Source organism: Cupriavidus sp. 30B13 (assembly GCF_049059565.2).
GTDB lineage: Bacteria > Pseudomonadota > Gammaproteobacteria > Burkholderiales > Burkholderiaceae > Cupriavidus.
Genome location: NZ_CP188224.1, coordinates 2,876,765 through 2,894,634 on the forward strand (window position 1 = coordinate 2,876,765; position 17,870 = coordinate 2,894,634).

The 17,870-nt window shown below is 60.3% G+C and carries 22 protein-coding genes; 2 read left to right on the forward strand and 20 right to left on the reverse strand.

Features of this window, described 5'->3' with window-relative positions; translation table 11 throughout:
* Positions 1 to 33: 33 nt before the first annotated feature.
* The 8 genes from ACKI2N_RS31920 to ACKI2N_RS31955 all read right to left on the reverse strand — a co-directional run bounded on the left by ACKI2N_RS31920 (position 34) and on the right by ACKI2N_RS31955 (position 6,293).
* The gene (locus ACKI2N_RS31920; RefSeq protein ID WP_420998327.1) at positions 34 to 1,206 is read right to left on the reverse strand and encodes a YcaO-like family protein; all 1,173 of its coding nucleotides are present in this window, start codon (positions 1,204 to 1,206) and stop codon (positions 34 to 36) included.
* A gap of 26 nt (positions 1,207 to 1,232) precedes the next feature.
* Positions 1,233 to 1,907 carry a hypothetical protein gene (locus ACKI2N_RS31925; protein WP_420998326.1) on the reverse strand — a complete coding sequence of 225 codons (675 nt, stop codon included), beginning with the start codon at positions 1,905 to 1,907 and terminating at the stop codon, positions 1,233 to 1,235.
* A gap of 111 nt (positions 1,908 to 2,018) precedes the next feature.
* Positions 2,019 to 2,213 carry a hypothetical protein gene (locus tag ACKI2N_RS31930; RefSeq protein WP_420998325.1) on the reverse strand — a complete coding sequence of 65 codons (195 nt, stop codon included), beginning with the start codon at positions 2,211 to 2,213 and terminating at the stop codon, positions 2,019 to 2,021.
* Between the two features lie 192 nt (positions 2,214 to 2,405).
* On the reverse strand, positions 2,406 to 2,702 hold the full coding sequence (locus ACKI2N_RS31935; RefSeq protein WP_420998324.1) for a plasmid mobilization protein: 297 nt from the start codon (positions 2,700 to 2,702) through the stop codon (positions 2,406 to 2,408).
* 446 nt (positions 2,703 to 3,148) lie between these two features.
* Entirely contained in the window at positions 3,149 to 3,436 is a 288-nt protein-coding gene (locus ACKI2N_RS31940; RefSeq protein WP_420998323.1) for a hypothetical protein, read from the reverse strand.
* On the reverse strand, positions 3,436 to 4,173 hold the full coding sequence (locus ACKI2N_RS31945; protein WP_420998321.1) for a hypothetical protein: 738 nt from the start codon (positions 4,171 to 4,173) through the stop codon (positions 3,436 to 3,438). The genes ACKI2N_RS31940 and ACKI2N_RS31945 overlap by 1 nt, the downstream gene beginning before the upstream one ends.
* An 827-nt stretch (positions 4,174 to 5,000) precedes the next feature.
* The gene (locus tag ACKI2N_RS31950) at positions 5,001 to 5,501 is read right to left on the reverse strand and encodes an SMI1/KNR4 family protein (RefSeq protein ID WP_420998319.1); all 501 of its coding nucleotides are present in this window, start codon (positions 5,499 to 5,501) and stop codon (positions 5,001 to 5,003) included.
* A 33-nt stretch (positions 5,502 to 5,534) separates the two neighbouring features.
* Positions 5,535 to 6,293 (reverse strand): hypothetical protein, encoded by a 759-nt coding sequence (locus ACKI2N_RS31955; RefSeq protein ID WP_420998317.1) that lies wholly within the window; start codon positions 6,291 to 6,293, stop codon positions 5,535 to 5,537.
* A 72-nt stretch (positions 6,294 to 6,365) separates the two neighbouring features.
* Between ACKI2N_RS31955 and tnpB the strand changes: the two genes are divergently transcribed.
* Positions 6,366 to 6,719: an IS66 family insertion sequence element accessory protein TnpB gene (gene tnpB, locus ACKI2N_RS31960; protein WP_420998316.1), complete on the forward strand. Its 354-nt coding sequence runs from the start codon at positions 6,366 to 6,368 to the stop codon at positions 6,717 to 6,719.
* 586 nt (positions 6,720 to 7,305) lie between these two features.
* On the opposite strand, the gene ACKI2N_RS31965 is transcribed toward tnpB, so the two are convergent.
* The 5 genes from ACKI2N_RS31965 to ACKI2N_RS31985 form a co-directional block, all read right to left on the reverse strand.
* Positions 7,306 to 7,719 (reverse strand): hypothetical protein, encoded by a 414-nt coding sequence (locus ACKI2N_RS31965; RefSeq protein WP_420998315.1) that lies wholly within the window; start codon positions 7,717 to 7,719, stop codon positions 7,306 to 7,308.
* Entirely contained in the window at positions 7,706 to 8,638 is a 933-nt protein-coding gene (locus ACKI2N_RS31970; RefSeq protein WP_420998314.1) for a hypothetical protein, read from the reverse strand. The genes ACKI2N_RS31965 and ACKI2N_RS31970 overlap by 14 nt, the downstream gene beginning before the upstream one ends.
* A 567-nt stretch (positions 8,639 to 9,205) precedes the next feature.
* On the reverse strand, positions 9,206 to 9,520 hold the full coding sequence (locus tag ACKI2N_RS31975; protein WP_426990876.1) for a type II toxin-antitoxin system RelE/ParE family toxin: 315 nt from the start codon (positions 9,518 to 9,520) through the stop codon (positions 9,206 to 9,208).
* 3 nt (positions 9,521 to 9,523) lie between these two features.
* A complete protein-coding gene (locus tag ACKI2N_RS31980) occupies positions 9,524 to 9,724 on the reverse strand; it encodes a hypothetical protein (RefSeq protein WP_253932921.1) in 201 nt (66 codons plus the stop codon).
* A gap of 29 nt (positions 9,725 to 9,753) precedes the next feature.
* Complete coding sequence (locus tag ACKI2N_RS31985) at positions 9,754 to 10,287, reverse strand: tyrosine-type recombinase/integrase (protein ID WP_420998504.1); 534 nt, start codon at positions 10,285 to 10,287, stop codon at positions 9,754 to 9,756.
* Positions 10,288 to 10,780: 493 nt separating this feature from the next.
* Between ACKI2N_RS31985 and ACKI2N_RS31990 the strand changes: the two genes are divergently transcribed.
* On the forward strand, positions 10,781 to 10,906 hold the full coding sequence (locus ACKI2N_RS31990) for a hypothetical protein (RefSeq protein ID WP_420998503.1): 126 nt from the start codon (positions 10,781 to 10,783) through the stop codon (positions 10,904 to 10,906).
* 77 nt (positions 10,907 to 10,983) lie between these two features.
* On the opposite strand, the gene ACKI2N_RS31995 is transcribed toward ACKI2N_RS31990, so the two are convergent.
* From ACKI2N_RS31995 to xerC, 7 genes are all read right to left on the reverse strand, one after another.
* On the reverse strand, positions 10,984 to 11,316 hold the full coding sequence (locus ACKI2N_RS31995; protein WP_420998502.1) for a DUF6572 domain-containing protein: 333 nt from the start codon (positions 11,314 to 11,316) through the stop codon (positions 10,984 to 10,986).
* A 2-nt stretch (positions 11,317 to 11,318) separates the two neighbouring features.
* Positions 11,319 to 12,851: a hypothetical protein gene (locus ACKI2N_RS32000; RefSeq protein ID WP_420998501.1), complete on the reverse strand. Its 1,533-nt coding sequence runs from the start codon at positions 12,849 to 12,851 to the stop codon at positions 11,319 to 11,321.
* A 738-nt stretch (positions 12,852 to 13,589) separates the two neighbouring features.
* Positions 13,590 to 14,084 carry a contact-dependent growth inhibition system immunity protein gene (locus ACKI2N_RS32005; RefSeq protein ID WP_420998500.1) on the reverse strand — a complete coding sequence of 165 codons (495 nt, stop codon included), beginning with the start codon at positions 14,082 to 14,084 and terminating at the stop codon, positions 13,590 to 13,592.
* A gap of 9 nt (positions 14,085 to 14,093) precedes the next feature.
* On the reverse strand, positions 14,094 to 14,900 hold the full coding sequence (locus ACKI2N_RS32010; RefSeq protein ID WP_420998498.1) for a hypothetical protein: 807 nt from the start codon (positions 14,898 to 14,900) through the stop codon (positions 14,094 to 14,096).
* A gap of 810 nt (positions 14,901 to 15,710) precedes the next feature.
* Positions 15,711 to 16,025 (reverse strand): type II toxin-antitoxin system RelE/ParE family toxin, encoded by a 315-nt coding sequence (locus ACKI2N_RS32015; RefSeq protein WP_420998497.1) that lies wholly within the window; start codon positions 16,023 to 16,025, stop codon positions 15,711 to 15,713.
* Between the two features lie 3 nt (positions 16,026 to 16,028).
* The gene (locus ACKI2N_RS32020) at positions 16,029 to 16,229 is read right to left on the reverse strand and encodes a hypothetical protein (protein WP_420998496.1); all 201 of its coding nucleotides are present in this window, start codon (positions 16,227 to 16,229) and stop codon (positions 16,029 to 16,031) included.
* A 28-nt stretch (positions 16,230 to 16,257) separates the two neighbouring features.
* A complete protein-coding gene (gene xerC / locus ACKI2N_RS32025; protein ID WP_420998495.1) occupies positions 16,258 to 17,280 on the reverse strand; it encodes a site-specific tyrosine recombinase XerC in 1,023 nt (340 codons plus the stop codon).
* Between the last annotated feature and the right edge of the window lie 590 nt (positions 17,281 to 17,870).

A 17,870-nucleotide genomic window follows, 5' to 3' on the forward strand; every position in this document is an offset into this window, starting at 1 on the left:
GTCCGCCCCTTGCGCTCGTGACGCGAAGGTTGGTCATGCGAATGGGTGTGGAAAGGTTGCTCGCTTCGCATACCGGAGTGTCATGCCCAGCGGCATTCGTCCGTATCCAAAACTCATGGGAATGGCTCCGGGCATCAGCACTCTTACGCTATGCAGACCTGGAGCGTCCTGGCCCAAGTCAGGGGGGGTCAGATCTACCCAGTGCACCTGGCAATCGGCACTTGCTAGCTTGCTGAACAGTGCATCGCGTTCAATCACGCATCTTGCCGCTACGTCGTCAAACGGTATCATGTCCGCCACCGTCCGATCCCAGAGTGCGTCTGCCATACGGAAGTACCGCGGCGTCGCGTATAGTGCTGCGTGATCGCCAGGCGTGACCACGGCCTGGGGCTCGATCGGGGTCCACTCGACGTCCTCTATTCGCACCAGGGCCATAGTCTCTAACTCAGAGCATGCCGATTCGAGCGCGCGCTCCGCATTGTCGCCGCACGCTGTGCCGATGGCGGTGAAATGGCGTGCGGCGCTTTGCGCCCACACCAGCCATACAGGATGGTGTCCGAGCGTGAGGCATTGCACACCCACCCGGCAACCCTGTTCTTCAAGCCGACCAAGACGAGTCTGGAAGCGCACTGGCAGGGAAGGAATGGCAACCGGCAGTCCGCCCTGCTGGCGCAGCCAGTGACGCATAAAGGCATCACGCTCGATCACTTCGAAGGTCGCGCGCAGGATTGCGTCTTTGACGGTCGTCGCCGTGGCGCAACCGGACGTCGATGCATGCGTAACGAGCTTCGCGCGATACTCTTTATCGAACGCACCGGGCATGCAAACATGATCCGCCAGAACCGGCACGGATGTTCCGCCTGCCACCTCCGTTGCGTTGATCCAAAGGCGGGGCTGCACACGATCAAATCTTGTGAATGGAAATCCGGGCCGCTCGTACTGCTCGCTCGCATACCTCACCAGCCAGTCGGGATGCATATAGTGCGGCAATGCCAGCGCGGGCGCCAGGTGGCTGGGGGGCAATTGCCTCGCAGCAAATCGCTCGAAAGCCTCGCCGACCGCCTTGTGCTGTGCGACTTCGACATCGGCGTCACGCCCCCACCCCGTCGATTTGCTTTGTTCGTTCAGAAAAAGCTCCGCCCTGACCAACTCGAAGTCGGGCTTGTCAAAGACATCGAGCGTGCGGACTTCGAATCGTATCGACACAGTATCAGGCCGGCACCTCGCCCACGTCAGACGGCCTCGGCCTCTGGCATCTGGCTGTACTGGTATTCCCGTGGCAGCAGTTTCTCTTCCAGATAGGTCGTCACCAGTAGTACCGCATGCTCCTTGCCGCGATTGAAATAGGCATGCGGCAAGATGTTGCTGAATTCGAAGAGCTCGCCACGCTGCAACGGCGCGCGGTAGCTGCAGATCATGAAGTCGTCTGCGGCATTGAAGCGCAGCGGAAGAATCGTGCGATGCGATGCATTCATTTCGATCAACCCGCGCTGTATCTCGGCGGCGCCCAGATCGACACGCGCTCCCTTCAGGAAGACCGGGCCATCGGTGTGAAAACCCAATGTACCGCCGGCGCGGATCACATAGAGCCCCATCTTCGTCGTCAGTCCCGGACCAAAATTCTGCGCGTGCATGGCCGACCATCCGGTTACGAGTCGTTGCAGCGCCGAATCCGTAAGCACGTCATCGGCAATCGGCACGGCATCGAACTCGAAGTCCGACGCCTTCGCGCCCATTCCCAAGGCAATCTGCCCCTCTTGCATCAAGATGTGAAACGCTAGATCGACATGCTCGGCATCGAGGGTGGTGCCGGTATGGCGCCAGAATGGGCGGCGCTCAAGCACTGCTTGCCACGGCGCATCGTCGAACTGCGCCAATGGCTCGTACAAATGTCCAGGCAGAAACATTGGCTTTTCGTATTGGGATTGGAGTACCGGATTCGCGGCGGGCAGCGCCGCGCTTGTTGGCACAAACGCCGGAGTCCTGCCGCACGCAGGCCCCCGGGGCTCATGCTGAAATCAGTAGACAGCGCAGTTCAGAGCATTGCGCACCACTTCGGCACGAGCCTGCATGCGCTCGGACGGCATGGCTTGCGGTTCCGGCACATCAAACGAGATGTTCCATGCGCGGCGGGCAGTCGCTGACATTGCCACCTTTTCGGCGGCTTGAGCTTGGGCGTTGCCCGGAGCGAGCGTTTGTTGGGACGATTGCATATCAACTCCAGATAGTGTTTATGACGCGTTGTCGAAATGTCCGCCCATGCCGCTCAACCGGCTGGGCGGTGCAGGGCCCGGGGCAACCCCAAAAAAGAGGACCATACATCACCTGAATAACGACCGGTTATTGGCAGAACAAGTGACTTGATTGTTTCCTCTCAGAACATATCCGCACGGTTGGGAGAACGTTTAGAGCGCGGGTGGATGGGCGCGCACGCGCCCGAGGATTTGCGCGTCGCGCGCTGCCGCCAGCTCGCGCAGCAGCAGCACCGCCTCCAGCGCCAGCGTGCTGTCCGTGGACCGCGCCGGCGCCGCCACCAGGCCACGCAGCGCCGCGAGCCCCGCCTGCACGTCCAGCGTGCGGTGGACCGCCAGCACCTGCTCGCGCACGTACTCGCTCATCGTCTGCCCGGCCGCGTCGGCGTGGCGGGCAATGCCGGCGTACTCGGCCGGTGCCACCCGCACCTTGATGAACTTGTTGCGCACGCCGGCCCGCGAAGCCGCGCCAGCACTGGGCGTGGTCGCTTTGTGGACCGCTGCGGCGGGGGACGGTCTACGCGCCAAGCCAGGCGTGGCGGGGGTTTCCGGCGCATAGGCGCCGCAATCGGAGATTGCAGGGGTGTGTATTGTCTCTGCAGGGCCCTTATGGGCCGGTTTGGGGTCGAACATGAGTCGCTCCTGACGCGTGGGGATGCAAGGTGTAGCGAACCCGGCACAGCACCCTTCGAGGGTGGGCCATGGCTCGGCAGATCCGCATGTGCAGGTCTACGTCAGGAGTAAGCAACTCGGGTTTAGCCTTTTGCCGGAGACCGAGTCCCGGCAAGCCTTGGCGGGGAGTTTTAGATGCCGCCGGCCAAGCGGCTGAGAGCGAACCCGGGGGCCAGATACGACAACGCCCGCGCGGGGCGGGCGTTGAACTAGATGGTCTAGACTTACCGCAGTCTTTCCACTTTTAGGTTATAGATGGCTAAGACGGCCTTTCGTCCGTCCTCTTTCCTGCCCATCTCAAAGGCATCGAACATCTCCTGCAGCTTCTTGTCGATGACCTCTGCTTGCTCAAGGTCCCGCCCCAATTGCGGGCGAATCTCCGACCATAGCTCACGCAGGTCCGCCATGTTGCTCTGATAATTCACGTACTCTGGTAACGGATATTCATCCGGAGCAAACGTCGCGCTGGTAAGCGCGCCAGCGAAGTCAGCAAGGCGTTCTTTCAATGACATCAAAGCCCCCTACCAAGATTTCTAGGCACATAACTCGGAATAGCCGGTCGCGGAATGACATATGAGCCTCGCGTCCCTTCGATTGGCCCTGGCAAAGCTGATGGTCTGATAATGATTGTGTAGCCTGGCCGCAAACTATTCCACTTTTGAATCTGCTCTGTATAAGGTCCCTTCATCGCGAGTGTCGTGTCTGCATACATGTTGTAGCCCAATCGGCTGTCAGGGATACCCCAGCCCGGCATTATCTCACTCTTGAGGCGCCGATTAACCGCCCAAATGTTCGACGCTGCACTATCGCTAAGTCCCTCGACCTTAGCGAAACCTCGCAAACCGTCTCGCACCTGCTTGTCAATAAAGTTCCCCAGTTCCTTAGCATACTCTCCCGGCTTGACTTCCAGTTCGCCCTTGGCGATAAGGTCTACGCCTTGGGTATACGCCGCATCGGTTGCACGCTGGTGTATGTCAAGAACCTTCTTCTCGAACTCCATCGGGGTCATTTGGGACTTGCCAATACGCAGGCTCTGATAGTCGTCGCCCCAGGTCTCCCTCAATCGCTGGTCGCGCACGAAGTCTTCATAAACACGCTGCAGATTCTCGGTAGTTGCACCGTAATCTCGAACGTTCCTAGTTATGCCGTCTGCGCCGGTGGACCAGGATTCAGAGTAACCAGGCACATCCTTAACGCCAGCATCTGCCATTGCTTGACGCAGTGTTTCAACACGATTCTCGGCCTGCAACTGGCTAAGCTTACCAAGTCTTGCCTGAGCGCTGGCAACTCGCCAAGTATGCCCATTGGGTCAGCCGCAAGATTCAGTGCAGCATCCCAGTTACCGTTACGCACCATCTCGAAGTTACCGATGCCTCCTCGCGGCATGCTACGCGCTGCCCCGCCGGTGGGAAGCAATTGAGCACCCTCCAACGAAGCATCACGAGCTTCCTGCCCAGCAAGTTCCCAGCGTAGCTGGTCTTCGACGGCGCCTCTGCGAGCCTGCAACTCATCCGGCCCCATGGCTCCGTTCGCTTCGACACCCAGCGATTCATTGAACGGTATCTGGCCCGCACTAACGGCATAGGGGACATCACTGTTACCACGGTAGGCCTGCAGATAGTCGTAGCCGCCACCGCCCGCGTCTGGTCCGCTAAAAATGGGCGACGCCGGTGTGGCGTAGGTCGGTGTAACGCCCAGCGATGTGCCGTACAGCGGGTCCGTCGGTCCGTCCACCATCCGCTGCTGCCAGTCCGGCAGGTTCGAACCGCTGGAGTTTTGGCTGGCTAGGCTCGCCCCCAGCGCATTGCCAAACGCAGCAGGTCCGAACCGACGTTTTAGGTTCGCAGTCCGCGATGGACACGTTCACCGTCGTTAACGTTTGACTGTGGATGTTATCCAACGGGCGCGAGCCACCATCAGTTTTGGTGTCGTTTTTGCTTCGGGGCACACCACCTAACGCCTTCCGCGCGCGTGCTCACTCGCAGTTGAAGACCGGGAGCCTCGCTCTTGATGTGCGCGACTGACGGCGCATGAGCTGGCGGAGCAGTTGGCGTGGGCACGGGGCAGTAAATGAGGCTAAATTTCGACCTGCAACCCATTCAAAAATGAGAAGAAGTCATCCGCCACCAAGTGCAAGCCTGTCTCGCGCGCACTGTGCTCGTGATCCCAGAAATACACTTTCCCAAAGGTCTCAGGCCGGAGGTCGAGACAAAAGGCATTGCCGCCTAGATCTTGTCCTATTTGCAAGACATAGCGAGGTGTGTCGCCATCGTAGACAGGCCGACTCGCAATCTCCATGAGGTCGTATCGCTTGTCCATGCTCGCGGCAAAAAGCATGTCGATAGCGTAGATTCCATCGTGTTTTCCCGACAATTTCTCTTTGCTATGAATGATGACATCACCTTCCACCGCAAACACTCCCGTATCGGGGAACTCGCGCAGAAAATCCATGTATTCCTGCGGAACGGGATACCCAACTACCGCTGAGAGGCCGGCAAACACTGCAGGGTCGTGTTGGTCAGCGGAGGCATATGGACGATATGCCAGGTCGCGGAGTTTTTCAAACGGGACGGCCATGAATTGCTCCTCTTCTTTAAACAGCCAAGCACATTAGAACCTCGTGAGGTCATCCACCACACGAGGCACAGTGTAACTGCCGCCTTCGTAGCCCAGTACGCCGCCGATCGCGCCGCCGATTACACCGCCCGCCACGGTACCAACCGGCCCAAACGCAGTGCCGACGCCCGCACCGACCTCGGCGAGAGCACCACCGACGGCCCAGGCGCCCGCCCAGCCGCCGGCAATGCGAGCAGCCTCAGCAACGGTATTGGCGTAATTTCCCGTTTGCTCGCTGACCTGATACTGACCGTAGAAGCTCTTGCCATCTGCATAGGCTCCATACGCCATGCCTGCGGCGCCGAGATAGCGTGCACCTGTGGCGATGCGATTGGCGTTGAAGAATTCCAGCGGCGTACCTTGCGCGTCCCAATTGCGCAGGATGCTAGCTCCGCCCGTATGCGGTATGCCGCCGTTCCTAGTATTGTGCAGGTCAGACGGAATCAGATCCAGCGATAGGCCATTCGCATTGTGGTGCAGGGTTAAGCCGCGTTCGCGCAGCCATTGTTTTGCGGCATCGTCGGTTGGGAGTCCATATTTCTCTTGAAGGGCCTTGCGTCCGAGGCGAAGATCATAACTGGAGCCGGTCATGTTGGCCACGTTGAAACGTCCTTTTGACCACGGATCAAAAATCACCATCCCGTTTTTGAACGGTACGGGCTTGCCGCCAGTGATGGCCAGGCGCCTGAGAGCGAACCCGGAGGCCGGGAACGACAACGCCCGCACAAGGCGGGCGTTGTCGGTCATCGTCAAGGACTTTTCTTCAGCTTAGAGGAAGTCAGCGTCAAGCCGTTCAATCCTCCAGGCCACCGTCTTCCCATCCAAGTGTCCAAAGTCCCTCAGCAGCACGTCATCCTCGAGCACAAGCCCGCCGACATCACCGACATGCGCTGCGGCTTCAATGGTCTGGCCGCCAAGGCACACACCACCCTGTCCGAAGATCCATACAGCGGTCACGTCTTTGTCTTCCGTGGCCGGCGCGGAGACCTCATCAAGGTGCTCTGGTGGAGCGGTGACGGTCTCTGCCTGCTGGCCAAGCGCCTGGAGCGAGGCCGCTTCGTCTGGCCCCAGGCTGACAGCGGCAAGGTCCACCTGACGCCCGCGCAGCTTTCGATGCTGCTCGAAGGCATTGTCTGGCGCAAGCCAGAACGCACCTGGCGCCCGACACTCGCCTTGTAAACGGCTGCGCCGCTTCCTACACTGCGGGGCATGCAAACCGATCCGGCCACGCTTCCCGACGACATCGCCACCCTGAAGCCGGTGCCGTTGGGCGCGAGTTCTACGGCGAGCGCTCGGACTTCGAGCTGTCCGCGTGCAGCGAGTTCGTGCGCGCGACTGTGCTGCCGCAGCTCGGCGGCTACCGAGCGCATTGCCAAACGCATCAGGTCCGAGGCGAAGTCGTACCTTTGTCGATCACCAGGCCTTACCGGGTGCGGGTTCCCAGCGCGCGCTATGGCCGCGAACAGGTTGTTCTTGAGTGAGAAGGCTCCGACGAGCGTTTCCGGGCCAACAGGCACGCGCGACGCACGTCAAGGGCTGGCCGGAAGGGTGCTGGCGAACGCAATGGCTACCGTTTGCACATGCCGCCTCAGCGATCCGCCAATGCCTCGGACTTCCTTCAGACTCCCAGTCGCCCGGGAAAACCCTTGTCTCTGGCAAACACTTCCCCTTGCCGGGTGTGTAAGGGACTTGCACCCTCAAGTGAGTGCGCCCTGTCGGGTGCACCAAACAAACTGACCCGCTGCTGCGGGTCAGCTATCAAAGCTCAGAAGGCAAACGAGTCAGACGGTATGGCCAGTTTTTGTGACACAACCTTATATGTTATCGGCAGCAGTTTATCGGCATCCTTGTTTAAATGTGCTGCCAATCTGCGAAGCTCTGCAAGCGACGGCTCGCGCGCAAATCTATTGAATGTAAACTTCTGGTCCCCTTCGAAGATTTCGATCGCGAAGACATTTCCTCGCCCCATCGCGTACACAACGAGTCCTTCCAGGGCGTCGCCTTGAGCCGTCTCAAATGATGCGCGAACCAGCAAAGAGTCAACCTCTGCCAGTGCATCCTCTGTCAGTGGCACCGTGACCAGGAAGTCCTCGCTCTCGTGGAGCTGGTTTGACCAAGTCCAAACATCCCCGAGCTTCAAGTGCTCTTCCCGGAAATCCGAAGCTTTAATTTGGGCCATACATTCCATAATCCCGCAAGACGGCTCGGGCTGCAGCCCGACCAGCCGATGGTACGACAACGACGTTCTTGCCATCGTTGATTGGGTTGAATTTCTTCAAGAACTCCGCGTTGACGGCCGGGTCGGACAAATTCAGCATTCGCACCGGAATATCATCAACCTGAGCAGCGCTAAACACCGCCAACCGCCTATTATCGAGCGTCCACACATTCCCGCCATAGTTGACCGTGCGAATCGCCGGGAAGTCCTCAGCGCTGATTTGTCCATTCCGAAGTTGGTTGATGGTGTCACTGATTGTGCCACGATCGCTGAAGTTCGGGCTGACCGTATCTTGCGTGAATCGAACATCACGTGGGTTCATACGTAGCGATTGAGGGAACGCACCAGCGTCCACAGCCGAACTCGTTGCATTGTCCGGTAGGATCCCCATCCGCCCAAATGCTGGCGGATAGCGACTCGCTAATCCCTCAAATCCTTCGGCGAACACCTGGCCGGTTGCACTACCAATACGACTTGCAACAACGCCAGCATCCTCAGCAAGAAAGGACGTAAAGACGCTTCGAGCAGCTAGACTATTCAGCCCACTGACAGCCTTCCCCATCAGGGGGCCGCCGATCGGCGCAAGCCCCGCGCCGATCAGAGCTTCTGCCTTCGAGTTTGGCAGCAGCCCGTCTGCAACACCTCCTACAACGCTGCCACCATATAGTGCAGCATCGCCAACAATACCACCTCGACTCACACCCCACGCGGACACCTCGGTCGCGGTATCAAGTAAAGCTTGCTTGGGATGCGCCGTGGTCCAACTCGAGCGAACCTGTTCAGCGCCCATTTTCAATGCGCCGGAGAGGTCAATTCTACCATCCAGGTATGCGTTGCCAACGCGCATCAATCCCTCACCAAGCCCGGGCGCTGCATCCAACGTTGTCCCCTTTGGTTGGTGACAATATTGACATCGGACTCTGATAGTGGTCTTCCAACTACATTGGGGTAAGGAACTGCATACGCCTGAACACCATTGCCAGCGTCGCCCCGAACTGCCGTACCAAATGTTCCCTCTGGGAGATTGATGTCGGGTGGCTGCCTGTTGATTGGGCCCCTCAACTCCTCACCTGCCATGGCACGCAAATCAGCCACACGCGCTTCGTGCATGGCCTCCGCGGCAAACGACACACCGGCACTACGTGAAACGCCAGTCACGGGGTCCACCTGCGCGTCTAGTATCCGCTGCTGCCACGCCGGCAGGTTCGAACCGCTCGAGTTTTGCTGAGCCAGGCTGGCGCCCAACGCATTACCAAACGCAATAGGTCCGAGGCGAAGTCGTACCCCTATCGCCCGCTGAGCCTTAGCGGGCGCGCCTTTCCAGGCCGTGATACGACCGCAGAAGGGCCGTTTCTTGGGTCAGAAGCCCCGAAGTGCGTTTTTGGGGCCGCAGGCGGCCAAGCAAGGAGGGTTCAGAGGTCGGTGGCGCGAACGGCCGTGGCCAGGCTCAATGCGCAATCAGGCTTGCCACGATGTCCCGGCGCTCATGCAGGACACGCAGTACGTCCAGCATGTCACCGTTCACCCGATAGAACACCAGGAAGGGGAAGCGGTCGAGGGACCAGACGCGCAGAGAGTCACCCGGCAGGAAGTGAGCATAACGGCGGGAGCCAACGCTGGGATGCTCGGCCAGGAAGGCCAGCGCGCTCAGGAACTCGTCGGTGAAGGCCTCACCGAGGCCTGGCGCGGCATCGTTATACCAATCTTGGGCCGCGTTGGCATCCTTCCGCGCGGAAGGGCGAAGCCGCAGGTGAAGCGCCACGATTCAGCGCTTGCCGTTTTGCAGGCGCGCGCGGAACTCGACAGCGAAGTCGGCCACACTCTCGTAGTCCGTGCCCGGGCCGCTATTGAGCCCTTCCACGATGAGTTCGTACAGGCGGCGCTCAGCCTCGTTCTGCGGACCGACAGCATCGGCATCGCGCGGCATCAGGTACTTCTGCGAGGTGGGCGGAGTGAGGTGGGCCATGCCAGGATTGTAGCAAGGAAGCAGCCATCCTACTCGTCGGCTTCGTCCTCCAGCGCCTCCCACAGCACATCACGAGCCTCTGGTGTTGTACGGCCCTGGGCCTCGCCGCCAACCTCCCGCCGCTTCGCCCCGGGGTGCGTGGCCGCGTGCACCTGCTGCAGCTGGCGGATGGCCACCTGCGTGTATATCTGCGTGGTCGAGAGCTCCGCGTGCCCGAGCATCGCCTGTATAAAACGGATGTCCGCGCCGTTTTCCAGCATCAGCGTCGCCATCGAGTGCCTGAACAGATGGCAGCCCCCGTGCTTGCCCAGCTCGGCGCGCTCCACGTACTGCGCCACCACCGTGGACAGCCACACCGGGTTCAGCGCCCTGCCCTCGCTGCCCAGCAGCAGCGTCGGCTCGGCCAGGTTCCACGCCAGCAACGGCCGCGCCCGGTCCAGGTACCGCTGCACCCAGTGCAGCGCCCGCCCGCCCAGCGGCAACAGCCGGTCCTTACTCCGCCCGCCGAGCGGCGCACGAACGCGCGACGATCTGCGCGTAATACGCAGAATCCTTGATTTCATGCGGGTTTCCGGGCCTCGTGTGTTACGCAATGGCCCTCGGCAAGGCATCGAATTGCCCGCAAAGCCAGGCCTGGCGCGGGTTTCAGGCTCCTCGAACGAGGTGCGTATGGTGTGTAGAGAGCTTAGGGCCCAGACTTGCGACGAAATCGGACCGCGCTGAGGGCCTTTACCACCCCGCCAACGCCGCTAAAGGGCGTATCCCATCCGGTCTGCAGGGCCAGCCATGTCCCATAACAGTCCCACAACTGTCCCATTACTGTTACTTTTAAGTCCCCTTTCAGTCCCCCTCGGACCCGGACTGTTCTGCTGATGTTTAGAACAAGTTCTGTTTCTGTTTAGTTGTTGTTGAGTTTTTGTTCTGTTGCCCTGCCATGCTGCCACCCAAACCGATTCACCTGCTGTCGGACGACGAACTGGAAGCCCTCTTTGCCGAGATGTTCAACGACGATGGCAGGCCGCCCGCGAGCATCTCGCTCGGGGCAACCCCATCTATGTGTCAACGCCGGACACGCCCAAGGGCACCGTCGAGAAGCGATTTCCGGACGGCACCCGGCAGTTCGTGCGCTTCGACCTCCAGGGCGAGCATGTCGTCAGCGACATCATGCAGCCCGACGCATAGCCCAGAAACGACAACGCCCGCGCGAGGCGGGCGTTAGAGGAGTGAATACTTTTCGGCAGTTCCACGGTCCGTAGGCACTAATAACCTTCTGGCAGTGCCCCAAACCTTAGTTCTACCCCCATGTCTAGCAGTTGCTGCTGTGCTGCAGTTAAGAAGCGCATACCAGCCTCGTTAGGCCCATGCTGGCACACCACCTGGATTCGTATGGTGCGGCCTTTTGAGTCAGGCAAGACCTCCTCCATCTGGCCACTCCCGATGAAGCCGAGATAGGCCCCAATTTTCTGCTCCAACAAGCTGAAGTGGCTTGCTTCATCGTCCCAGGTGAGGTGGTCGGAGATGGTAAGAACAACCTTTCCGTCATCCTTCGCAATGCCCATTCCGTCGACGGCATTCGCATTCTCAACTGTCACAACTAGTATCCTTTCTGAAGATTGCTTGGTCTCACCACCTGTACTGTGGTTGGAGGAATCACGGTGCCAACTGGATAGCTTGGATTCCCCGAGTTTCCAACTACTACACCACCATACTGTTCAATCAAAGGGAAGCCGGCAGTCTGATTACGCGTCAGTCGCGCAGCTTCGCTAGCTTTAGCCTCCATGAGGTTGAACTTCGACGTATTCGGATCAGTCCCGACTCCGTCCAATCTTACGCGGAAGTTCGCAACGTCGCCAACTGCATTCGTGAAAGGACGAATAGAAACCTCTTCCAGGAAGTTGTTGAGGGTATTGCTGCCGTAGGCAGCAACGCGCGCTTGGAACGCAGCTCCATTTTGAGAGTTAATCTGGACTTGCGTAAGCTCTGATGTACCGTTTGGCGCAATCGGCTCGAGCTGCAGCGGCACAGGATTCGAGTACAGTGTACCCGGCGTATAGGGTGCCAACTTGATGTTCCAATCTCGCACACCTGCACTGCGCAATGCCGCCGCGGCATCACCAACCAGCTCGCGTGTCGCCGAGATCCCACCCGACGCCCCAAAGGTCACCGCCAACTCACCCAAGGCCGCCTGCTGTTCATTCAGCCCGAATGTTCCGCGCAAGCCCTGGTTCAGGAGGCTCGATGCCGATTGCCCCGTCACTGCCATCTGAGCGTTCGCGTACATCTGATCTAGAGCCAACGCCGTCGCTTGCGGATTAAGGCTGACTGCAGTTCCTGCAACTCCGTACCCCGCTGCCACCGTACCCGCCAGCCCCAAGGCACGCGGCCCGAGCTTGTACTCGTCGATAGCTCGAGCAGCAGGGTCCGCAATGGCGCGAGCGGGACCGGCGTACCCGGACGCCACGTCAGCTGGTAGATCACTCGACAGTACGGAGAATTCTCCACCTAGAGCAGCCGCTACAATGCTCGCGCCAGAATTGCTGGGGGCAACAGCCGCAGCCTGCACCGTGGCCTGCTGCGCAGCAAACGCCTGATTGTCAGCCTGGAAACCACTAAATCGATTGACCTCGCGGTACGACTCGCTCGCGGCTGCCGCTTCGGCTTGTGCCTTTGCGATCTGCTCCGCAATCTTGATGCGATTGGCTCCCTCAGCCGACGTCAACTTGCGCCCAAGGGCACTGTCGCCATCGGCAGCGATGGCGCTATCCAGATATAGTTCCTGCCCGGCCCGCACAATAGGCATGCCCTTGGCATCGAACTTCAACTGGCCCGTACGCGCCAACTGACCGTATGCGGCGTAAGAATCGGACGCCCCGGCTCCATCCAGAGCAGACAGAACGCCTTGTCCCTTGCCAATGGTAATGACATTGGGCCCATCAGCCGGCAGCCCAGTCGGAGCGCCTGGTGGCGTCCACGACCCGTCCGGGTTCTGCACTTCCGGAATCGCCGGATCAACCGCGTCGGCACCCACGAAGATCCCGCTGACAGGCGTCTTGTCGAGGTAGCTAATGCTCGGCGCCTTGCCGTAAAGCGTACCGTCCCACGCTGCCGTACTCGACTGGCTGGCCAAGCTTGAGCCCAGCGCATTGCCAAACGCATCAGGCCCGAGGCGAAGTCGTAACCCTATCGCCCGCTACGCCATAGCGGGCGCGCCTTTGCAGCGCGTGTTACGACGCAGAAGTGGGGGTTTTTGGGGCGAAGGCGCCGACGTGTGGTTTCGGGGCAACGGCCGCCTGTGATGCACTTCTGGAGGTGAATGGCGAGGCGTGTTCAATGCAACAGCTACTGTTTGCGGTAAATTGGCGCTTAAACCACGCCACCAACGCCGCTAACGCCGCTAACGGGCGTACCCCATCCGGTTTGCAGTGTCGGCCATGTTCCCAAACAGTTCTCTTACTGTTCCAATCGTGTTCCCATCAAGTACCCGGCGGACGCCCGGGACTGTTCCCTAATCTACGTCGTAACCCCGGACACGCCCAAGGCCACCGTCAAGAAGCGGTTCCCGCGACGGCACCCCGGAGTTAATGTACTTTGCCTCGAGGGACAAAGACCTCGTCGCCGACGACGTGTCATCTGGAGTACTTTGATTACAGAAACGAAAACGCCCGCACGGCGCGGGCATTGGGAGAAGAAGAGCAACGCGGCACCTTGCAGATAATGCCCTTCGGAAGTATTCGCGAAGATCTCACGTGCGGCCGCGCTCCGAAATGCCTGACAACCCAATCACGCTAAAAGGCCAGCGGAAAGCCCGCTGCTGCTGGCACCGAGAAATCAACGTCCGGCATACAAAGCGCTCTCCACGTTCCCACTAGCGATTAATGCACCGGCTCAATGCCACCAGGGCACCTTGGCCTACGGCATATGACGATGCAGAATCTTCGATTACTACATGATCTGCTTTTTCGACTCCTTTTGCGCTCCAGGCTTCCAATTTCTCATGAAACATTGGTCGAATATAAATAACCCCATCCACACACTCGACTTGACAATGGCTCATTTTTTTGAATAAGGCCTTTCGAGAAGAATACTCAAACTTTTTCATCATTAAGTCGACCCAGTCTTCGTACCTTTTTTCGATTATTTCGAGATCAAAGAAAGGGCCAACCTCCTCAGGTGCCAGCGTTCGACTAACCGATAACGCATCTTGCAAAGCCCTCCCGATTTCATCCGGATTTGCCTCCGGATTTAGGAAAAATAGCTTCCCATCGGGATCGCTTGCCGCACCGCGCAACCCGGAACAAGTCTGAATGCAAATAAATTTCTCATTTGCATACATCGAAGACCACTTCTTCTGAATTGTCACGTTCAATTATTACCTCGTCGGAGTAACTATTATCTGTACACCCTTCGATTGACCATAATCAATCGCTCGCTGAATCTGCTGCCATTGAGGAGCGGTTGTCCGCTCAGGAACGGCGACGCGCAACTGCCGTGCAGCGACGTCATCAGCGTACAAGCTTACACCCCTCAAGGTATATCCTTCAAAACTGGCCGTCGCATCGACGTTTGCCTTCAACGAGGTATAAATTTGCTCGGGCTTCGCAAGGCGTGCCACCGTTGTCGTGTCCAAGGTCTTAGCGCTAATTGCTACACCTTCCATCCTATCGAAGAAGTCGAACGTCTTGAAGTTCGGCGGTAGTCTTGATCCTGCCGGCAGCTGATCCGCCAAATAATTCTCCCAAGGCATACCCTGGCCCTGGATACCGCCGCCCCATTTTATGCCTGCATCAGTCGCACTAGATCGAACAAGAGGCGCTCCGACTGCCGCGACCGCAGCCGGAACTGACAGCGCATTGGCTCCCGCGTCAAACGCACCTTGTGCGCGAGTCGACGCCGGGGAGCCGTCATCCAGAGCAACGCTGGCGCCTCCAAGGAACGTTCCCAAGCTCTTCCCAAGCGGCCTCAACCCTAATGAGCCTAAATCCTTCAGGTCTTCGATGAAGGACTGCGATGTCACGACAGAGCGAGTAACCGTTCCAGCTTCCACGTCGACCTGATATTGGACTGTCGGTCTTGCGTCAAACGCTCCGATGCCAGGATTCGTTTTGCGCCATGCCGCAATATCTTCAGGGTTAACCGCATCCGCCCCACCCAAGGTGCCTGTCAGTGCAGTCGACAAGAGGCCGCTTGCCGCGCTCTTTAGGAGTTGACCGTACCCAGCTTCATTTGGCCCTCCAGCCGCCAGCAGAACGCCTGGATTTGTATCGGCATTCGCCCTTTCCGCCGAATACTGCCCAAACGCTCCGCTTCGAACGAGTCCTTGCCCGGATGCATCGGGCACCGCGCCTGTTAGCGAGCTCCCCCTCCCCGCCGCTCCCGCGAAGACACCACTATACGGCGTGGCGCTTAGGTAGCTGGCTCGCGAGGGCGCTCCATAAAGCTCTCCGTCCCACGCCGGGCCTCCTTCAGACGGGGCACTCGGTGCTGAATCCTGAAACGCTTCATTGAAGAACGTTCCCGGTGCGGCGCGCGAGACGCCCGTCACGGGGTCCGCCGTCGCGGTGTTAAGCATCTGCTGTTGCCAATCGGGCAGGTTCGAACCGCTAGAGTTCTGCTGCGCCAAGCTAGCCCCTAGCGCATTGCCAAACGCATCAGGCCCGAGGCGAAGTCGTACCCCTATCGCCCGCTACGCCCTACTGGGTGCGGCTTTGCGGCGCGTGCTACGACGGAGAATGGGAGGTTTTTTGGGGCGAAGGCCCCGATGTGCGGTTTCGGGGGCGCAGGGGCGTTCGGCGACTACTTGGGTGGCCTCTTATGCACCATGCATAAGGCCAACGGATACCGTTTGCACGTGCCGCGCCAGCCATCGATTGGGATCTGAGGGAGTAGCGCCCGCAATGCACGGGCATCGTTGCCGTTCGCTTGAGGCAGCACGGAGCCGTTTACGTGCAAACGGTATCCGCCAGCGCCGACCGGCGCCGCTTGGGGCTCAATGCGTGATCAGGCTCGCAATGATGTCGCGGCGCTCGTGCAAGACGCGCACGACGTCCAGCACCTCTCTGCTCACGCGGTAGAACACCAGGAAGGGGAAGCGATCAAGGGACCAGACGCGCAGCGATGCATCCGGCAGGAGATGGGCGTAGCGGCGGGAACCAACGCTCGGATGCTCGACCAGGAAGGCCAGCACGTTCAGCAGTTCGTCGGTAAAGGCCTCGCCAAGACCAGGCGCGGCGTCGTCATACCAGTCCTGGGCCGCATCGGCGTCACCGCGCGCAGCGGGACGTAGCTTCAGGCGCAACGCCACGGCTTAGCGCTTGCGGCTTTGCAGGCGGGCGCGGAACTCGGCAGCGAACTCGTCAACACGCGCGTACTCGGTCCCTTCGCCACTGTTGAGCCCTTCCAGGATGAGCTCATACAGGCGATGCTCCGCCTCGTTCTGCGGACCAACAGCGTCGGCAGCACGCGGCAGCAGGTACTTCTGCGAGGAAGGGGGAGTCAGGCGGGCCATGCCGCATTCTACCAAGGGTGTGCTCAGTCTAATCATCGTCTTCCTCGTCCAGCGCCTCCAGCAGCACTTCTCGGGCCTGGGCTGTGGCATCACCGCCCACCGGCGGCGCCCGCCGCTTCGCGCCCGGGTGCGTGGCCGCGTGGACTTGCTGCAACTGGCGGATCGCCACCTGCGTGTAGATCTGCGTGGTCGACAGCTCCGCGTGCCCCAGCATCGCCTGGATGAACCGGATGTCCGCCCCGTTCTCCAGCATCAGCGTCGCCATCGTGTGCCGGAACAGGTGACAGCCGCCGTGCTTGCCCAGCTCGGCCCGCTCCACGTACTGTGCCACCACCGTCGAGAGCCACACCGCATTCATCGGGTTCCCCTCATTGCTCAGCAGCAGCGTCGGCTCGGTCAGGTTCCACGCCAGTTGCGGCCGCGCACCGTCCAGGTACTGCTGCACCCAGTACAGGGCCCGCTCACCGAGCGGCAGCAACCGGTCGCGGCGCCCCTTGCCCTCGCGGATCAGCACCACGCACCGCTCGGCGTCGATGTCGCCCAGCTCCAGTTGCGCCACTTCCATGCGGCGCATGCCCGTGGCATACAGCAACTCCATCAGCGCCCGGTCGCGCAGGCCCAGTGGCGTACCGGTGTCGGCCAGCGCCAGCACCCGCTCCACCTCCCCCGCTGTCAGCACGCTGCGCGGCAACCGACGGATGCGCCGCGGCAGGTCCAGGTCCGCGGCCGGGTTGGCCGGGATCTCACCCGTGCGCGTGAGCCACTTGAACCAGCCACGCAGCGGCACCAGCTTGCCGCGCTGGCTGGCCACCGACAGCGGTGCGCCATCGCGCTTGCGGTAATGGTGCAGCCAGCGCTGGTAGCGTTCCAGCACCGGGCGGCTCACGTGCTGCGGGTGGGTGATGGCGCGCTCGTGCGCCCACGCAATGAAGTCGCGCAGGTAGCGCTCGGTCCCGTACAGCCCTTGTTCGGTACTGCCGATGGTCGCGCGGTGCGCCAGATACCGGCGCATCGCCGCGTACAGGCCCGTGGCGTCGCGCGGATCGCCCACCGGCTGCGCGAAGCGCCGGCTGCCCGGGGTGGCGAGGAGCGGCCGGTACGCAAGGTCAGGCGGCTGAGGATACGACCAAGGCAGGACGCTCGCTATATGGTGGTTCCTCGCCCGCACGCGGCATATCGGGGTCGGGGAAGCCCGCTTTCCCGTGCCGGGGCTGGGCCGGCAGGCTGTCCGCGACGGAACGCCCACCCGCCGACCGGGTACCGACTGAACCCCGATCCACACCCGACCGGACACGCGCTGCACGATGCCCGCGCGAACGCCTTCGCTTTCATGTGAGGCCGTCATCCTCAACCGGGGGGTCTCGGGGCGTAGCCCTGAGTGTCTGCGACGGGCGCGTAGCAACCTAGCGAACAAGGATCAGGTAGCTATCGTGAGATAGCGACCTGGCATCCTGCCCTTGGCCATTCCCACGGTTATGTCGTAAATCTTTAGCCGATCCTTGAGGGATCTACCATCGACGATTGGCAGGATGGCGACAGGCCTCTTGCCAATCTGCTCAAGAACAGGCGCGATTGCACGGGCTTACGTTGATGTTGCTGAGTCGGGTTGCAGCAGCAGCCCGCCCACCAACCGGGGCATAA

What these genes read in the sequence shown, in the direction of transcription:
- ACKI2N_RS31985 (WP_420998504.1), bottom strand. Translation starts at nt 10,287, where the DNA reads ATGAAATCAAGGATTCTGCGTATTACGCGCAGATCGTCGCGCGTTCGT.
- ACKI2N_RS31930 (WP_420998325.1), bottom strand. Translation starts at nt 2,213, where the DNA reads ATGCAATCGTCCCAACAAACGCTCGCTCCGGGCAACGCCCAAGCTCAA.
- ACKI2N_RS31925 (WP_420998326.1), bottom strand. Translation starts at nt 1,907, where the DNA reads ATGTTTCTGCCTGGACATTTGTACGAGCCATTGGCGCAGTTCGACGAT.
- ACKI2N_RS31940 (WP_420998323.1), bottom strand. Translation starts at nt 3,436, where the DNA reads ATGTCATTGAAAGAACGCCTTGCTGACTTCGCTGGCGCGCTTACCAGC.
- ACKI2N_RS31980 (WP_253932921.1), bottom strand. Translation starts at nt 9,724, where the DNA reads ATGGCCCACCTCACTCCGCCCACCTCGCAGAAGTACCTGATGCCGCGC.
- ACKI2N_RS31965 (WP_420998315.1), bottom strand. Translation starts at nt 7,719, where the DNA reads ATGGCCCAAATTAAAGCTTCGGATTTCCGGGAAGAGCACTTGAAGCTC.
- ACKI2N_RS31950 (WP_420998319.1), bottom strand. Translation starts at nt 5,501, where the DNA reads ATGGCCGTCCCGTTTGAAAAACTCCGCGACCTGGCATATCGTCCATAT.
- ACKI2N_RS32020 (WP_420998496.1), bottom strand. Translation starts at nt 16,229, where the DNA reads ATGGCCCGCCTGACTCCCCCTTCCTCGCAGAAGTACCTGCTGCCGCGT.